This is a genomic window from Pseudomonas sp. R19M, from assembly GCF_050312585.1.
Classification (GTDB): Bacteria; Pseudomonadota; Gammaproteobacteria; order Pseudomonadales; family Pseudomonadaceae; genus Aquipseudomonas; species Aquipseudomonas palleroniana.
In genome coordinates, this window is record NZ_JBNPJV010000016.1 from 74,550 (window position 1) to 90,409 (window position 15,860).

The 15,860-nt window shown below is 60.6% G+C and carries 15 protein-coding genes; 4 read left to right on the forward strand and 11 right to left on the reverse strand.

The window, feature by feature from the left end; translation table 11 throughout:
• Positions 1-19: 19 nt before the first annotated feature.
• From ACQRBT_RS02380 to ACQRBT_RS02390, 3 genes are all read left to right on the forward strand, one after another.
• Complete coding sequence (locus tag ACQRBT_RS02380; RefSeq protein WP_412046647.1) at positions 20-1,522, forward strand: M91 family zinc metallopeptidase; 1,503 nt, start codon at positions 20-22, stop codon at positions 1,520-1,522.
• Between the two features lie 117 nt (positions 1,523-1,639).
• Positions 1,640-2,539 (forward strand): polysaccharide deacetylase family protein, encoded by a 900-nt coding sequence (locus ACQRBT_RS02385; protein ID WP_060753776.1) that lies wholly within the window; start codon positions 1,640-1,642, stop codon positions 2,537-2,539.
• 118 nt (positions 2,540-2,657) lie between these two features.
• Entirely contained in the window at positions 2,658-4,130 is a 1,473-nt protein-coding gene (locus ACQRBT_RS02390) for a M91 family zinc metallopeptidase (protein ID WP_412046648.1), read from the forward strand.
• 30 nt (positions 4,131-4,160) lie between these two features.
• On the opposite strand, the gene pcaC is transcribed toward ACQRBT_RS02390, so the two are convergent.
• The 11 genes from pcaC to pcaR form a co-directional block, all read right to left on the reverse strand.
• Complete coding sequence (gene pcaC / locus ACQRBT_RS02395) at positions 4,161-4,556, reverse strand: 4-carboxymuconolactone decarboxylase (RefSeq protein ID WP_149413070.1); 396 nt, start codon at positions 4,554-4,556, stop codon at positions 4,161-4,163.
• A 219-nt stretch (positions 4,557-4,775) separates the two neighbouring features.
• Positions 4,776-5,567 (reverse strand): 3-oxoadipate enol-lactonase, encoded by a 792-nt coding sequence (gene pcaD / locus ACQRBT_RS02400; RefSeq protein WP_161549738.1) that lies wholly within the window; start codon positions 5,565-5,567, stop codon positions 4,776-4,778.
• A 10-nt stretch (positions 5,568-5,577) separates the two neighbouring features.
• Entirely contained in the window at positions 5,578-6,942 is a 1,365-nt protein-coding gene (locus ACQRBT_RS02405) for a 3-carboxy-cis,cis-muconate cycloisomerase (RefSeq protein WP_060753779.1), read from the reverse strand.
• A gap of 9 nt (positions 6,943-6,951) precedes the next feature.
• Positions 6,952-8,247 (reverse strand): MFS family transporter, encoded by a 1,296-nt coding sequence (locus ACQRBT_RS02410; RefSeq protein ID WP_060753780.1) that lies wholly within the window; start codon positions 8,245-8,247, stop codon positions 6,952-6,954.
• 186 nt (positions 8,248-8,433) lie between these two features.
• Positions 8,434-9,000, reverse strand: coding sequence for a protocatechuate 3,4-dioxygenase subunit alpha (pcaG, locus tag ACQRBT_RS02415; RefSeq protein ID WP_060753781.1), 567 nt, complete (start codon positions 8,998-9,000; stop codon positions 8,434-8,436).
• Position 9,001: 1 nt separating this feature from the next.
• Positions 9,002-9,706: a protocatechuate 3,4-dioxygenase subunit beta gene (gene pcaH / locus ACQRBT_RS02420; RefSeq protein ID WP_060753782.1), complete on the reverse strand. Its 705-nt coding sequence runs from the start codon at positions 9,704-9,706 to the stop codon at positions 9,002-9,004.
• 18 nt (positions 9,707-9,724) lie between these two features.
• On the reverse strand, positions 9,725-10,930 hold the full coding sequence (pcaF, locus tag ACQRBT_RS02425) for a 3-oxoadipyl-CoA thiolase (protein WP_412046704.1): 1,206 nt from the start codon (positions 10,928-10,930) through the stop codon (positions 9,725-9,727).
• On the reverse strand, positions 10,927-11,706 hold the full coding sequence (locus tag ACQRBT_RS02430; protein WP_090366317.1) for a CoA-transferase subunit beta: 780 nt from the start codon (positions 11,704-11,706) through the stop codon (positions 10,927-10,929). The genes pcaF and ACQRBT_RS02430 overlap by 4 nt, the downstream gene beginning before the upstream one ends.
• A complete protein-coding gene (locus ACQRBT_RS02435; RefSeq protein ID WP_412046649.1) occupies positions 11,706-12,563 on the reverse strand; it encodes a CoA transferase subunit A in 858 nt (285 codons plus the stop codon). The genes ACQRBT_RS02430 and ACQRBT_RS02435 overlap by 1 nt, the downstream gene beginning before the upstream one ends.
• Positions 12,564-12,735: 172 nt before the next feature.
• Complete coding sequence (locus ACQRBT_RS02440) at positions 12,736-14,076, reverse strand: MFS transporter (RefSeq protein ID WP_060753786.1); 1,341 nt, start codon at positions 14,074-14,076, stop codon at positions 12,736-12,738.
• A gap of 144 nt (positions 14,077-14,220) precedes the next feature.
• Positions 14,221-15,063: a pca regulon transcriptional regulator PcaR gene (gene pcaR / locus ACQRBT_RS02445; protein WP_060753787.1), complete on the reverse strand. Its 843-nt coding sequence runs from the start codon at positions 15,061-15,063 to the stop codon at positions 14,221-14,223.
• 558 nt (positions 15,064-15,621) lie between these two features.
• Between pcaR and ACQRBT_RS02450 the strand changes: the two genes are divergently transcribed.
• Positions 15,622-15,822, forward strand: coding sequence for a hypothetical protein (locus ACQRBT_RS02450; protein ID WP_003172389.1), 201 nt, complete (start codon positions 15,622-15,624; stop codon positions 15,820-15,822).
• Positions 15,823-15,860 lie beyond the last annotated feature (38 nt).

The following is a 15,860-nucleotide window of genomic DNA, read 5'->3' on the forward strand; positions in this document are numbered from 1 at the left end:
TACCCGATAGGCATTACCCATGGACGTTTCAAATCGTACTGCAGGCTCCACTCCACACCTCCCTGATGGGGCGAACAGTTCGACGACTGCGCGCCCCACGGTATTCAGCAATAGCCACTACCTCCCTGCCCGCCCTCCCGGCCTGGCCCTCACGCCCGATAATCCGGTTCAAGCCCATCGGCATCCGTTTCTGGACGACGGCAACTTGAAAGCCAGCGGGCAATCGGTGTGGGAGCATGACTCTCCCCTCAGCATGAACGACAGCCTGATCCTCGAAACCGGTGAGAAAGCAGACCTGGTTCATATCAGCCAGACACTTGCCGGCCAGTTGGATGTTCGGGTCAACGGGCAACTGTATCGCTTTGACAGTCACGATACAGATGGCAAGCCACTCACCTTCCACCTCTCGACCCACGGCGGTAACGATCACATCCGCATCGACGCCAACGTGACGCAGCCCATCACGGTGGATGCCGGAAACGGTAATGATCGGGTGCGTGCCGGCGGCGGTTACACCCGCCTGTTCGGCGGCAACGGCAATGACGTGTTGCATCTTGGCAATGGCCTGGGCTACGCCGAAGGTAACGACGGCGATGACGTGATAATCGGCGGCCATGGCGATAACGTCATCTACGGCAATAACGGCAATGACCGCCTCTACGGCGGTGCAGGGCCGAAAAACAAAACGAGCTACCTGGATGGCGGCAATGACAACGATCGCCTGTATGCCGGCAACGGCCATACCGTTGTTCATGGCGGTGCCGGTGATGATCGTTTGATCGGCCACGACCGCAGCACGCTCTACACCGGCATAGGCCGCGACGCGGTGATTGCCAACCGCCCAGGCGACCTGATCTACGCTCAATCAAGCGATGCGATCAAGCACCGCAACGGTTCGACCGTTACCACCGTATCGATCGACCCTACACCTCTGGAAGGCTTTGTCATAAAGGGCTCGACCGCCTTTATCCAAAGGGTCGAAGACGATCTGGCCTTGCTGCGCAGTTCCCCCCAAGGCAAACAGATGCTGGCCGAGATGAATGCAATAGCCCGGCGTAATGGTGCACCGGTGACCCTCGTGGAGGACTTGGCCGACACCGGCAGCGGCTACGTCTATGGCAGCCAGGCGCTCAAGACAGAGTTGCAATACGAACGTGCGCCGGTCGTCGGCGACGACCCCAGGTGGGGTTTCAGGGTTGACGGAATACCGGGGGCTCGGGCCGATCGAGCCGAAATCAGTTATAACCGCTCCGCCCTGGAGGTATTGGCGGGCGTGACTTACTCGCCGATCACGGGGCTCTATCACGAAATGGTCCACGCCTATAACGCCGGTCACGGCACCGCCTTGGCGGGCTCGACCGTCGAGGTGTTTGAAGGTCACTCTTACGCTGTTCCCAACAGCGAACGTCAAGCGCTGGGGTTGCCAACTCCACCAGGGACCCTCACCAACGCCAAACCTTTCACTGAAAACGCGTTGAATGAAGAAATGGGCAAGCCATTGCGCAGCCAATACCTCGGCTGATCCTGCCGCTGTTCATTGGTCAGCCCGCGCTCCCGCATCGTATATTCTTGCTGTATCGTGCGCGCCTGCCGCTGCTGAAGCACCCAGCAGCGGCCTTTATTCGAGCCCGCGTCCACCATGAAAGCCCTCGCCTTAGCGACTGCCCTGCTAGCCCTGGCCTTGAGCCTCAACGGCTGCATCAGTGCACCTATTGCCCTGACGCCGCAGACCGCGCAGCGTTTGCAGGCCCAGGCGCCGATCCGATTTCTGCTGACCTTCGATGACGGCCCCAGCGCCTCGGGCTATAACAACCCGAGCCGTTCGGTAATCGCGGACCTGGCGAAAAACCCGGTGTTGCCGGGCATCAAGGCGGTGTTCTTCCTGCAGACCGAAGCCTCGCGCTCGGGGGGCAACCCGCGTGGTCACAAGACCATGGAGCGTGAGTATGCCGCCGGGCATATCCTGGCATTCCACACGGCTACCGCGTTTCATACCAACCATCGCTGGCTCAATGATGCCGAATTGGAAAGCACCCTCACCCAGGGTTCGGCAGATATCGCCGCCATCACGGGAACCCCGCCCCGGCTGGTTCGCCCGCCCTTCTGGAACTACGACAAACGCACCTTCGCGGCCTACCAGCGCCACCACCTGCAGGTGTTGCTGACGGACTTGAGTGCCAACGACGGCAAGATCTGGGGGTTCAATGGCAGCCCGCGTCGCCGCGCCAACCTGTACCGGCAATTGTCAGTGGTGCGCGAACGTATTGCCTTGGGCGAACTGCCTACGGTGGACGGGGTGATCCCCGTAGTGGTGACCTTCCACGACATCAACCGCTACACCGCACGGCATATGCAGGAGTATCTGCAGATCCTGCTGGACAGTGCGCGGATCAACGGCATGAAAACCGCCGCCGAACCCTTCTACACCGACCATGCCACCCTGGAACGCGCCGCGCTGGCACGCACGGTCAAGGATGTGAATGAGCCGGTGCATCTGCCTGGGGTATGGAATTGGGTGTGGGATGCAGACTCTCACTGAAACACTTTCAGTTCATAAGTGATGAAAATAAAAGCGCTCTGCGCAGGATAAATTTCCCTCCTCACGCCACTCAGGACGAGCGACTTCATAAAACCTCGTCATTGAGAAGGCATCAATCATGATCACTGCTACTCACCCCGTTATATCTCCTCTCCTTGCGCCAGAACCCGTTACCCCAAAAGAAACTATCGACAGATCCCGCAACCGTACGCTGATCGATGATGGCAACGTCAAGATCGAGCGGATACTGGAACAGGAGGATCATTTCATCACTACCGACGAAGTCCGCATAACGACCACTGACCGCAATGATGTGGTCAGGATTCATGCCGGTGCCAACGGCCAAGTCAGTGCAACGGTGAACGGTCAGCCTTATAAACTGCCTTTGAGCCGTGGCGATTTGGATCAGATCCTGGTTATAAAAACCCAGGGTGGAGATGACAAGGTTGACATCGACCCGGATATCAAGCTTCCCGTGAACATCTCCACTGGTGACGGCAATGATCGAATCGTAGCAGGGGGTGGCGAGACCCGAGTTTTCGCGGGTAAAGGCAACGACTACATACGCCTGGGAAGCGGCAATGGCCTGGCCTTTGGCGAGGACGGCGACGATCTGATGGTCGCAGGAAAGGGTAACGCTGTGATGTCAGGCGGTAAGGGCCAAGACAAAATGTATGCGGGTTCAGGCCCTGAAAGCCGCGAGGTGTACCTGAGCGGCGATGCCGATGACGATAAGCTGTGCGGGGGCCAAGGGAAAGTCATCTTGAACGGAGGGTTGGGTAATGATCAATTGATCGGCTATCGAAACACGACCATCTATACCGGGAACGGCCAGGACAGTGTTCACTCCTTTGATGCCAGGGACCGTATCTACGCAAAAAAAACTGATCGTGTTCACAACCATAAAGGCGCCAAGGTCAATGAGGTCCGCCCAAGCGAAGCCGGAAAGCGCGGCTTTAAAGTAGTCGGTTCACCAGAGTTCATTCGTCGCGTGGAAGACAAGCTGGAAGAGTTGAGATCCTCGCCAGCGGGGCAACAGGTTCTTGAAGAAATGGACAAGCTCTCGGACAAAATCGGCAGCCCAGTGGTCATCCGATCGGCGGGTGAAAATGGAAACATCCACAGCTACCGGTTCCAGCCAATATCCAGTGATACGGCAGAAGATGAAGCAACGGACGAAAATGATGCGAAGTATGGTTTTATCAAAGAGGGTATGCCCGGTGCAGCGGCCACTCAGGCAGAAATCACCTTCGCAGCAGACTCCCTGGACTGGCGCCAGGGCCTGTCACCGCTGATCAGCATCTTTCATGAAATGATCCACGCCTACAACGGCGCGACAGGAACCTTCATACCCGGCAAACAACCTATCGTAGACAAGGACGGCAAACCCGCCGTTATCGACGATGAACCCGTACATGATGCATTTACTGAACTTCAAGCCATCGGCGTGCCGAACGCCGGCACGGCATTCGACTTCGACAAAGACCCAGGCACCCCGCCCTCGACGATAAATCCATACCCGTTCTACGAGAACGCCCTACGAGAGGAACTGGGGGTACCACTTCGTACAATGCATAGGGACACCGAATAACCCACGACGCAGCCCCGCAGGCCTCGCTTGCTAAAGTTGCCGAGACTCAACCCCCAGCTCATCCCACACCGACTCCGCCAAGTGGAACGTCGCGTTCGCCGCCGGAATGCCGCAATAGATCGCGCTCTGCATCAGCACCTCCTTGATCTCGGCACGGGTCACGCCGTTGCTGGCGGCGGCGCGCAGGTGCAGTTTCAGCTCTTCGCTGCGGTTCATGCCGATCAACATGGCGATGGTGATCAGGCTGCGGGTGTGCCGTGGCAACCCGGGCCGGGTCCAGATATCGCCCCAGGCATGACGGGTGATCATCTCCTGGAACTCGCTGTTGAACTCGGTCAGGGCATTGAGGCTGCGATCGACGTGGGCATCGCCCAGTACCTCGCGGCGTACCTGCAGGCCATCGGCGTAACGTTGTTTCTCGTCCACAAAAAATTCCTCACTTGTAGTGAGCGGGCTTGCCCTAATGCCAGTCAGTTAAGGTTTAACGCTGTCACTGTGGGAGGGGGCTTGCTCCCGATAGCGGTGGGTCAGTCGATAAACTGCTGACTGGCATACCCTCATCGGGAGCAAGCCCCCTCCCACAAGTTATTCATCGTCCGTTCTATCGCTTAACTGACTAGCATTAGGACAAGCCCGCTCACTACATTAATGGGCTAGTAGAAAGTCCAGGACGCGGTCGCTGAACGCCGTGCCGGCTTGAACGTTGGACAGGTGCGCCGCGTAAAACTCGGCGTACTCGGCGCCCTTCACATGGTTCTGAATAAAGTGCCCGCCGGCCGGTGGCGTCACGGCATCTTCAGTGCCGGCAATCACCAGGGTCGGGACATTGATCGAAGCCAGTTGCTCACGAAAATCGGCATCGCGCACCGCCGCGCAGTTCGCCGCATAACCCTCGGGCGAAGTCGCAGCGAGCATATCGGTGATCAGCTTGGCCTGATGCGGGTTGGCCGCGGCGAAATCCGCCGTGAACCAGCGCGCAATGGACGCATCGCGCAAGGCCACCATCGCCGCCGCGCCATCACGCAGGACCATTTCTATGCGTGGGTTCCAGACCTCGGGCGTGCCGATCTTGGCGGCGGTGTTGCACACCACCAGGCGGTGCAGGCGTTCACCGGCGTGAATGCCCAGCCATTGGCCAATCAACCCGCCCATGGACAGGCCACAGAAATGCGCACGCTGGATATCCAGCGCATCAAGCAACGCGATCACATCATGGCCGAGCTGCTCGATGCTGTAAGGCCCCGGCGTCACCAGGGATTGGCCGTGGCCGCGGGTGTCGAAACGCAACACGCGAAAATGCCGGGCAAAGGCCGGGATCTGCAGGTCCCACATATGCAAATCGGTGCCCAGGGAGTTGGACAGCACCAGCACCGGCGCGTCGGCCGGTCCGTCGAGTTGGTAATGCAGTTCGCCCTCGGCGAGTTGTACAAAAGCCACAGCGTTCTCCTCAGGCGGTCAATGCAAAATGGTCGGCCACTGCGCGGGTCACCCAGGTTTGCGCCTGGCCCAGGTAGTGGGCCGGGTCAAGCAGCCGGTCCAGTTCAGTTGCCGACAACTCGGCGGTGATGCGCGGCTCGTCCGCCAGCACGGCGCGCAGATGGCGCCCCTCGGCGACGGCCCGTTTGCAGCAGTGTTCCAGCAGATGATGCGCGGTCTCACGGCCCAGACGCTGGGCCAGCACGATGCTGACCGCTTCGGCCAACACCAGGCCTTGGGTCAGGTCGAGGTTGTGCGCCATGCGCTGCGCATCAACCTCAAGCCCCTCGCTCACCTGCAACGCCTGCTTCAAGGCGCCGGACACCAGGCGACAGATCTCGGGCAAGGTTTCCCATTCGGCGTGCCATAGACCCAGGCTGCGCTCATGCTCCTGGGGCATGGCACTGAACATCGTCGCGACCAGGCCGGGCACGCGCGTGGCGGCGCTGATCAATACGGCGGCGCCCACAGGGTTGCGCTTGTGGGGCATGGTCGACGAACCGCCCTTGCCTGGCGCCGAGGGCTCGAATACTTCCGCCGCTTCGGTCTGCATCAGCAGGCTGACATCGCGCCCCAGTTTGCCGAGGCTGCCGGCGATCAGGCCAAGGCTGGCGGCGAACTCCACCAAGCGATCACGCTGGGTATGCCAGGGTTGCTCGGGCAAGCTCAACTGCAACTCGTCCGCCAGCGCCTCGGCCACCGGCATGGCCTGTTCGCCCAGCGCCGCGAGCGTGCCGGAAGCACCGCCAAACTGCAGCACCAGCAGGCGCGGCTTGAGTTCGGCAAGACGCTGGCGGCAGCGTGTCACCACCCCCAGCCATCCGGCGATTTTCATGCCCAGCGTCACCGGCGTCGCATGTTGCAACCAGGTGCGCCCGGCCAGAGGGGTGCTCGCATAACGCTGCGCTTGAGCAGCCAGAACGCCACCCAACTGCGCCAAGTCCGTTTCGATCAACGCCACAGCGCGCCGCAGTTGCAGCACCAGGCCGGTGTCCATCACATCCTGGCTGGTGGCGCCCAGGTGCACATAGCGTTCGGCGCCGGCGTCTTCAGCGGCAATCAACTTGCCCAGCGCCTTGACCAATGGAATCGCCGAATTGCCCGCCGTGGCAATCGCCGCGCCGAGCGCATCGACGTCGTACAGCGACGCCAGGCACGCCTGAGCAATCGGCGCCACGGCGGCCTGCGGGATCAGCCCGACCCGGGCCTCGGCCCGGGCCAGCGCCGCTTCGAAATCCAGCATGCCCTGCAGGCGTCCCTGGTCGCAGAACACCTCGGCCATGCTGTCAGCAGTGAAGTAAGCGTCGAACAGTTGATTGCTCGTGCGCAGTGTCATAACTCATCCCTAGAGATCGTGGTGCAGATACGCCGCCTGTTTCGGCAGGCGCAAGCTGAACAGGAAAGCGATTGCCATCATCGCCGTGACGTACCAATAGAAGCTGTTTTCCAGGCCGATGGATTTGAGGCTCAGCGCGACGAACTCCGCAGAGCCGCCAAAGATCGCGTTGGCCACCGCGTAGGCCAGGCCCACGCCCAAGGCACGCACCTGGGGCGGGAACATCTCCGCTTTGACCAGGCCGCTGATGGAGGTGTAGAAACTCACGATCGCCAAGGCCAAGGTGATCAACACGAATGCCAGGAACGGGCTGCTGACGGTTTTCAAGGTGAGCAGGATCGGCACGGTAAACAGGGTGCCAAGGCCGGCGAACCAGAGCATCGAGTTACGTCGGCCGATCTTGTCCGCCAACATGCCGAATACCGGCTGCATGCACATATACAAAAACAGCGCACCGGTCATGATGTAGCTCGACGTCTTGGCATGCATGCCGACGGTGTTCACCAGGTACTTCTGCATGTAAGTGGTGAAGGTATAGAAAATCAGCGAGCCGCCGGCGGTGTAGCCCAGCACCGTGATAAACGCGGCTTTGTGGTCGCGGAACAACGCGGCAATGCTGCCGGCGTCTTTGTCTTCGCGCATTTCCTTGCTGGTGGTTTCTTTCAACGAGCGGCGCAGCAGCAGCGAAATCACCGCCGCGACGGCGCCGATCACGAATGGAATCCGCCAGCCCCAGGCCCGCAGTTCTTCTTCAGTGAGGATCTGTTGCAGGATCACCACCACCAGCACGGCCAGCAGTTGCCCGCCGATCAGCGTCACATACTGGAAGGAGGCAAAGAAACCCCGTTGGCCCTTGAGCGCCACTTCACTCATGTAAGTCGCGGTGGTGCCGTACTCGCCGCCCACCGACAGCCCCTGGAACAAGCGCGCCACCAGCAGCAGGATCGGCGCCCAGACGCCGATGGCGTTATAGGTCGGCAGAAAGGCGATGACCAAGGAGCCGGCGCACATCATCAACACCGAGATCATCATCGAGTTTTTACGGCCGTGCTTATCGGCTACCCGACCAAACAGCCAGCCACCAATGGGCCGCATCAGGAACCCGGCGGCGAACACACCGGCGGTGTTGACCAGTTGAACCGTGGGGTTGTCCGACGGAAAAAACGCCGGCGCAAAGTAAATGGCGCAGAAGGCATAGACATAGAAGTCGAACCATTCGACAAGGTTGCCGGAGGAAGCACCGACAATCGCAAAAATCCGTTTGCTGCGTTCTTCTCCGGTGTAGTGACTCGTTGTTGTTGTCATGTTTTTTTACTCAGTGGGAACGGTTATAGCCTAGACATACTTTGCAACAACCATGTTCCGCAAGCAGACTTTTGGAGAAGTAATGCCCGAACCGGCTTCATCCGGAGCAAGCCTCCTCCCACATTTGAAGGTATTCACACATCAAAATGTGGGAGCGGGCTTGCTCGCGAATGGCCTCAAGCCAACTCAATAATCGAAGAACACCGTTTCCTTGTCTGTGCCCTGCAAAATCACATTCCACTGATAGACACCACCGGCATCCTGCCGGGCAATCAAGGTGCTACGACGCTCAGCCGGCACACAGGCCAGCAACGGGTCGTCCCCGTTCAGCGCCTCGCCATCAAAATAAATCCGCGTGAGCAAGTGCTTCACCAACCCACGGGCAAACACCAGGACCACCAGGTGCGGCGCCTGGGTCGTGCCGTTCAGCCCCGGCACCGCACCCGGCTTGATGGTGGTAAAGCGGAAACGCCCTTCGGCATCCACCGGCACCCGGCCGAAACCTTCGAAGTTCGGGTCGACGGCCTTGTCCTGCTCATCTTCCGGGTGGTCATATTTACCGGCAGCATTGGCTTGCCACACTTCAAGCATGGCGTCGTTGACGACATTACCCTTGCCATCCACCACCTGCCCACTGATCGCCACACGTTCGCCGAGGGTGGCCGGCACGGTCAGGTCTTCACGGTTCAGCCAGGTCAGGCCAATGTGGTAATACGGCCCGACGGTGTGGGACGTAGTCGCGTTGAGTGTCATCTCATTTCTCCATCGGCGTGGCGTCGCGGCCGCGCAGGACGATGTCCCAGCGGTAGCCGAGGGCATAGGAAGGAATGGTTTTTTCCAGGTCGAAACGGGCGATCAGGCGCTGCTTGGCCGAGGTGTCCGGTACGCAGTTGTAGATCGGGTCGTATTCGAGCAACGGATCACCGGGGAAATACATCTGCGTGACCAGCCGCGTCAGCACGCTCGGGCCGAACAGCGAGAAGTGGATATGCGCAGGCCGCCACGCGTTGTGGTGGTTGCCCCACGGGTAGGCGCCGGGCTTGATGGTCTGGAACTGATACCAGCCGTCGGCGTCGGTGACGGTGCGGCCGGTTCCGGTGAAATTCGGGTCCAGCGGTGCGTCGTGCAGGTCGTTCTTGTGGTTGTAGCGCCCGGCGGCGTTGGCCTGCCAGATCTCCACAAGAATACCGGGCACCGGCGAGCCGTTTTCGTCCAGCACACGGCCATGAATGATGATGCGTTCGCCCTGGGGGTCGCCTTCATGCTGTGCGGTGAGGTCGTTGTCCTTCGGGTTGACCCGCTCGGCACCGATGGTCGGGCCGGTAATTTCCGACAACGAATGGGGCAGGAACACCAATGGCTTGGACGGCGAACGCAGGTTCGTCGACTGGTAGGCCGGGTGCAGGTAATCCGGTTGAGTACCCGCTTGCGGGCGCCGGTATCCGGGCTTGTCACTCATGGAGCAATCCTCTCTTATTTAGATGCGTTCAATCGCCAGGGCCAAGCCCTGGCCGACGCCCACACACATGGTCGCCAGGCCTTTGCGCCCACCGGTCTTTTCAAGCTGATGCAGTGCGGTCAGCACCAGTCGCGCACCGCTCATGCCCAGCGGGTGGCCCAGGGCAATGGCGCCACCGTTCGGGTTGACCTGCGGCGCGTCGTCGGCCAGACCCAACTCGCGCAGCACCGCCAAACCCTGGCTGGCGAAGGCTTCATTGAGCTCGATCACATCAAAATCGGTGACCGCCAGGCCCAGGCGCTCCACCAGCTTGCGCACCGCGGGCACCGGTCCGATCCCCATCACACGCGGTGCGACACCGGCGCTGGCCATGCCCAGTACCCGTGCACGGGCGGTCAGGCCGTGTTTCTTCACGGCTTCGGCGGAGGCGAGGATCAGCGCTGCCGCACCATCGTTCACACCCGAGGCATTGCCGGCGGTGACAGTCTTGTCGGGGCCGTTGACCGGCTTGAGTTTGCTCAGGGCTTCCAGGGTGGTGTCAGCCCGTGGATGTTCATCTTGCTCGACGACGGTCTCGCCTTTCTTATGGGCAACGCGTACCGGCACGATTTCCTCGGCGAAGAACCCGGCGGCTTGTGCGGCAGCAGTCCGTTGCTGGCTGCGCAGGGCGAAGGCATCCTGGTCGGCGCGGGACACCTGGTAGTCGTCGGCAACGTTATCGGCGGTCTGCGGCATGGCATCCACACCGTACTGCGCTTTCATCAACGGGTTGATAAAGCGCCAGCCGATGGTGGTGTCTTCCAGTTTCATGTTGCGCGAAAACGCCGCATCAGCCTTCCCCATCACGAACGGTGCACGGGACATCGACTCAACGCCACCGGCGATCGCCAACTCCATTTCGCCACTGGCGATGGCGCGGAAAGCGGTGCCGATTGCATCCATGCCCGAGGCGCACAGGCGATTGAGGGTCACACCAGGAACGCTTGCAGGCAGGCCCGCGAGCAACAGCGCCATACGGGCGACGTTGCGGTTGTCTTCACCGGCCTGGTTGGCGCAGCCGAGGAACACTTCATCCACAGCGTTCCAGTCCACCGATGGGTTGCGCTCGATCAAGGCCTTGATCGGCAGCGCCGCCAAGTCATCGGCGCGTACGGTAGACAGGCCGCCGCCAAAACGGCCAATGGGCGTACGAATAGCGTCACAGATAAACACATCGCGCATCAGGCTTCTCCGGGGGCTTGGCCATGGGCGGCGGCAGTGCGGGCTTCAAGGTCACGCAGAGCGGTCAGCTCCAGATCGGTCGGTTCGGCCGTGGTGTCGACCTGCTCGGCGAAACGAACAGGCCAACCGGTTGCGGCGATGACTTGCTCACGGGTGACCCCAGGGTGCAGCGCGGTGACCACGAACTCATGGGTGCCCTCTTCCGGCTCCATGATGCACAGGTCAGTAATAATGCCTACCGGCCCCGCGCCCGGCAGGCCCAGGCGTTTACGCGAGTCGCCGCCTTCGCCATGACCGACCGAAGTAATGAAGTCCAACTTGTCGACAAACGAACGCGCCGACTGCTTGAGGATGATCAACACGCTCTTGGCGGAACCGGCGATCTCCGGCGCACCGCCGGCACCTGGCAGGCGCACTTTAGGCTGGTGGTAGTCACCGACCACGGTCGTGTTGATGTTGCCGAAGCGGTCAACCTGGGCGGCGCCGAGAAAGCCGACGTCAATGCGCCCGCCTTGCAGCCAGTAACGGAAGATCTCACCGGTCGGGACCACGGTGTCAGCGGTTTCCGCCAGCTCGCCGTCACCGATGGACAGCGGCAATACCGATGGCTTGGCGCCAATCGGGCCGGATTCGTAGATCAGCACCACATCCGGCGACGAGGTTAGTCGCGCCAGGTTGGCGGCCTTGGACGGCAGGCCGATGCCAACAAAGCATACGGAGCCGTTCTTGAGGCGGCGCGCAGCGGCGACGGTCATCATTTCATTGGTCGAGTAAGCCATTACTTGGCCTCCTGCGCGGTGGCCAGCTTGGCCTGGAATTCAGTGAAGTCGGCGGTACCGCGGATGTATTCATCAATCCATGCGGTAAAGGTCCCACGGTCACGGGCGATTGGGTCCCACGCTTGGTAGAAGCGGTTATCACGCTCGTTGTAGCCGTGAGCGTAGGACGGGTGCGCACCACCGGGCACATGGCACACCGCAGTCAGGGCCCAGGTCGGCAGGACGCAGCTGTTCATCGGCGCATTCAGGTCATCGACGATTTCTTCGACGGTGACGATGCAACGCTTGGCGGCCAGTGCCGCTTCCTTCTGCACCCCCAAAATCCCCCACAGCAGCACGTTGCCCTTGCGGTCGGCCTTTTGCGCGTGGATCACGGCGACGTCCGGACGTACCGACGGCACCGCCGCCAGCACTTCACCGGTGAACGGGCAAGTCACGGACTTGATCAGCGGGTTGACCTTGGGCAGGTCGGAACCTGCGTAGGCGCGCAGCACCGCGAACGGCAGGCCGGATGCGCCGGCGACGTAGGCATTGGCCAGGTCGGCGTGACTGTGCTCTTCAATTTCCAACGGTTGCGGCCATTGCTTCTCGACCGCGTCGCGCAGCCGGTGCAGGGAGCCCACGCCTGGGTTGCCGCCCCAGGAGAAAATCAGCTTGCGGGCGCAACCGGCACCGATCAACTGGTCGTAGATCAGGTCAGGCGTCATACGCACCAGCGTCAGGTCTTTCTTGCCCTGACGAATGATTTCATGACCCGCTGCCGTAGGGATCAGATGGGTGAAGCCTTCCAGAGCGACGGTATCGCCGTCGTTCACAAATTGCTTCACCGCGTCACGCAGCGCGAGAATTTCAGCCATGGGGTTGGGGCTCCCGATATGGATCGAAAAAGGCGCTGAGGTGGCGCCGAAGTGCTTGAAGATTAAGCCGGGAAAATCGGCCAAACAATCCGATAATCGACTCAGCGTTCGATTATCGAACCGATTGTTGTCTAGCTAATCGTTTGCCAAACGTAGGCAAAGTGAGAGGGGCTCATGTCGCGTCGGCGTGGCTGACCATGCCTTTGATCACGACGGCCGTGGTGGCCAACGCCGCCGGAATCACCAGGGCGGTCAGTACCTGCTCGAAGTTCCAGCCCAGGCCGAGCAAGGTGGCGCCCATCCATGCGCCAAGGATGGCGCCGAAGCGGCCGATGCCGAGCATCCACGACACGCCGGTGGCGCGGCCCTGGGTCGGGTAGAAACGTGCGGCCAGTGACGGCATCGCCGATTGCGCGCCGTTGACGCACATCCCGGCGATCAGCACCAAGGTCGCCAGCAGGGTGATATTGCCCAGACTCTGCCCCACTGCGTAGGCAAACACCCCGGCCAACAGATAGAACGTACCGATGACCTTGTGCGGATTGAACCGGTCCATCGCCCAGCCCACACCGACCGCGCTCAGTACGCCGCCAAACTGGAACAACGCGCCGATAAACGCGGCTTGCTCCATGCTGGCGCCGCTGTCACGCATCAGGGTCGGCAGCCAACTGGTCAGCAGGTAAACAATCACCAGCCCCATGAAGTAAGTCAGCCACAGCAGCAACGTGCCGGCGCTGTAGGTGCCGGAGAAAATCACCGCGAACACGTTGCGCGCCTTGACGGTTTTCTGCTCGGGCACACTGAAGCTGGTGGCCTGGGCGACCAGGTCGGGCGCAATCGGTGACAAGGTTTTGCGCACCTTGTCGCTACCGCGATTGCGCACCACCAGATAGCGCGCCGATTCCGGCAGCCATACCCATAGCACCAGCGCCAGGATCAACGGCAGGATGCCACCAATCAGCAGCAGGCTATGCCAGCCGAAGGCCGGAATCAGCTTGGCCGAAATAAACCCGCCCCCGGCCATGCCCAGGTTGAAGCCACAGAACATACTGGTGACCAGCAACGATTTGTGACGCTCCGGGGTGTATTCGGACAGCAGCGTGGTGGCATTCGGCATGCCCGCCCCCAGGCCCAGCCCGGTGAGGAAGCGCAACACCAGCAACTGATCGACGCTGGTGCTGTAGGCCGAGGCCAGGCTGAACGCGCCAAACACCAGCACCGCGCCCACCAGCACCACTTTGCGCCCGAAGCGGTCGGCCAACGGACCGGAGCCCAGCGCGCCGAAGACCATGCCGATCAACGCGGCACTCATCACCGGGCCAAGGCTGGCGCGGTCGATGCCCCAGTCCTGGGACAGCGCAGGCGCGATAAAGCCCATGGCGGCGGTGTCGAGGCCGTCGAGGAAGACAATCAGAAAACACAGGATCACCACGCGCCACTGATAGCGAGACAATGGCTGGGCATTGATAAAGGACTGTACGTCCAGGTTGGTGCCGACAGAAGGCTGATTCATTATTGTTATTTCCACACCGATGGGCGGGCCGACGACCTGAGGCCGTGATTATTATTGGGGGCAGCGATAGCGCTGCCGCACATTAATAAGCCAGGGGAAACACCGTCAATTGATCAGGCCGGGATCTGTGCGGTCACCGAACACTTAGGCAAACAGTTGCGTGCTCAGCTCGCGGCTGGCGCTGAGCATGCTCGGCAAGAAGCGCTGCTCCAACTCGTTGCGGCTGACCCGCCCGGCGTGGGTGCTCACATTCAGCGCGGCCAGCACCTGACCCGAGGCGTCATACACCGGCACGGCAATCGAACGCAGCCCCTGTTCCAGCTCCTGATCGACGATGCACCAGCCCTGCTGACGCACTTGTTGCAGGCATTCGAGCAAGGCCTGCGGCGTGGTCAGGGTGCGGCTGGTCTTGGTTTGCAGGTCGGCGTGGTCGAGGTAGTCCTTGAGCGAGGAATCATCCAGCGCCGCCAGCAGAATGCGGCCCATGGAAGTGCAATACGCCGGCAGGCGCCCCCCCACCGACAGGTCCACGGAAATCAGGCGCTGGGTGGTGGCCGAACGGGCGATATAAAGAATGTCGTCGCCCTCCAGCGTCGCCATGTTGCACGCTTCGTGGAGCTGCTCGCTCATACGGTCCAGATAGGGCTGGGCCGACACCGCCAGAGGCGTGGAGGACAAATAGGCATGGCCCAGGGTCAAGACTTTGGGCAGCAGCGAATAGGTACGCCCATCCGTGGTGGCGTAGCCGAGTTTGATCAAGGTATGCAGGCAACGGCGCACGGCGGCGCGGGGGATTTCGGTACGGTGACTGATCTGGGCGATCGTCAGGTGGCGCTTGCGCTCCTGGAACGCCTGCACCACGGCCAAGCCTCGGGCCAGGGATGTCATGAAATCCGGATCCCCCGTAAACGCCTGGATACGCTTGGCCGGTGAAGCCACGATCGGCGGCGCGACGGATGCGAAGGAATTGCGCAATTGATCGTTCATTTCGGGGCCCTTTATCTTATTTTCAATCGCCGGGAGGGTTGGCAGCGATTAGCTATTACCAGTCGCACAGACCGATGCACAAGGTCGCCAAGGCAACATTGGGCGATTATCGGACAACCATCCGATTATCGCAATTTGCCGGGTACATCAAGTCTTAACACTGAGCGATGAACATGAAAGAAGCGTACTGCGCCGATATTGAGATGAGGGCAGACTTTATGACGCGGTATATCGAAAATTGAGACGCAAACTTGTAACAACCCCCTCACACGGCGTTGAGTTTTTTTAACTTCATGATGATAGTGTTATTCGTGTGCGCCGCTATAATGCAGCGTGTACAGAGGTCAGCCCGGTAACGCTGTCGGGATTGGAGCTCATCAGGCGCAGCGGGTTGTAGGCCGCGCCGGTAATAAAAACAAATAGTCGGTTTAGAGATAACGTTCCCTGGCCTTTGCTTCAAACTTGAACGGTTGCACTGTTCATACTTGGCATAGCCCCGGGACGACTCTCACGCACCGCGTTGCACAACACATACACTCAACTCAATTAGGTAACACTGTGACGAAAGACGAACTGCGCGCGGAACTTGAGCGCCAGGAACAACGTTACAAGGACGTTTACGGCGGGGAAGTCACCACCTACGCCGCCCAACCTGAGCCGGAACGCAAGCCATGGCGCAAACGAGCCAGCCTGCTGGACCAGGCATTCGCCCAGGAAATTCAAAAGATCGAACAGGAGCTCAAAGCCGAAGAGCCATAAGCACTTCGACATGAGCATTGCGGTTTTTGCTGTCTCCG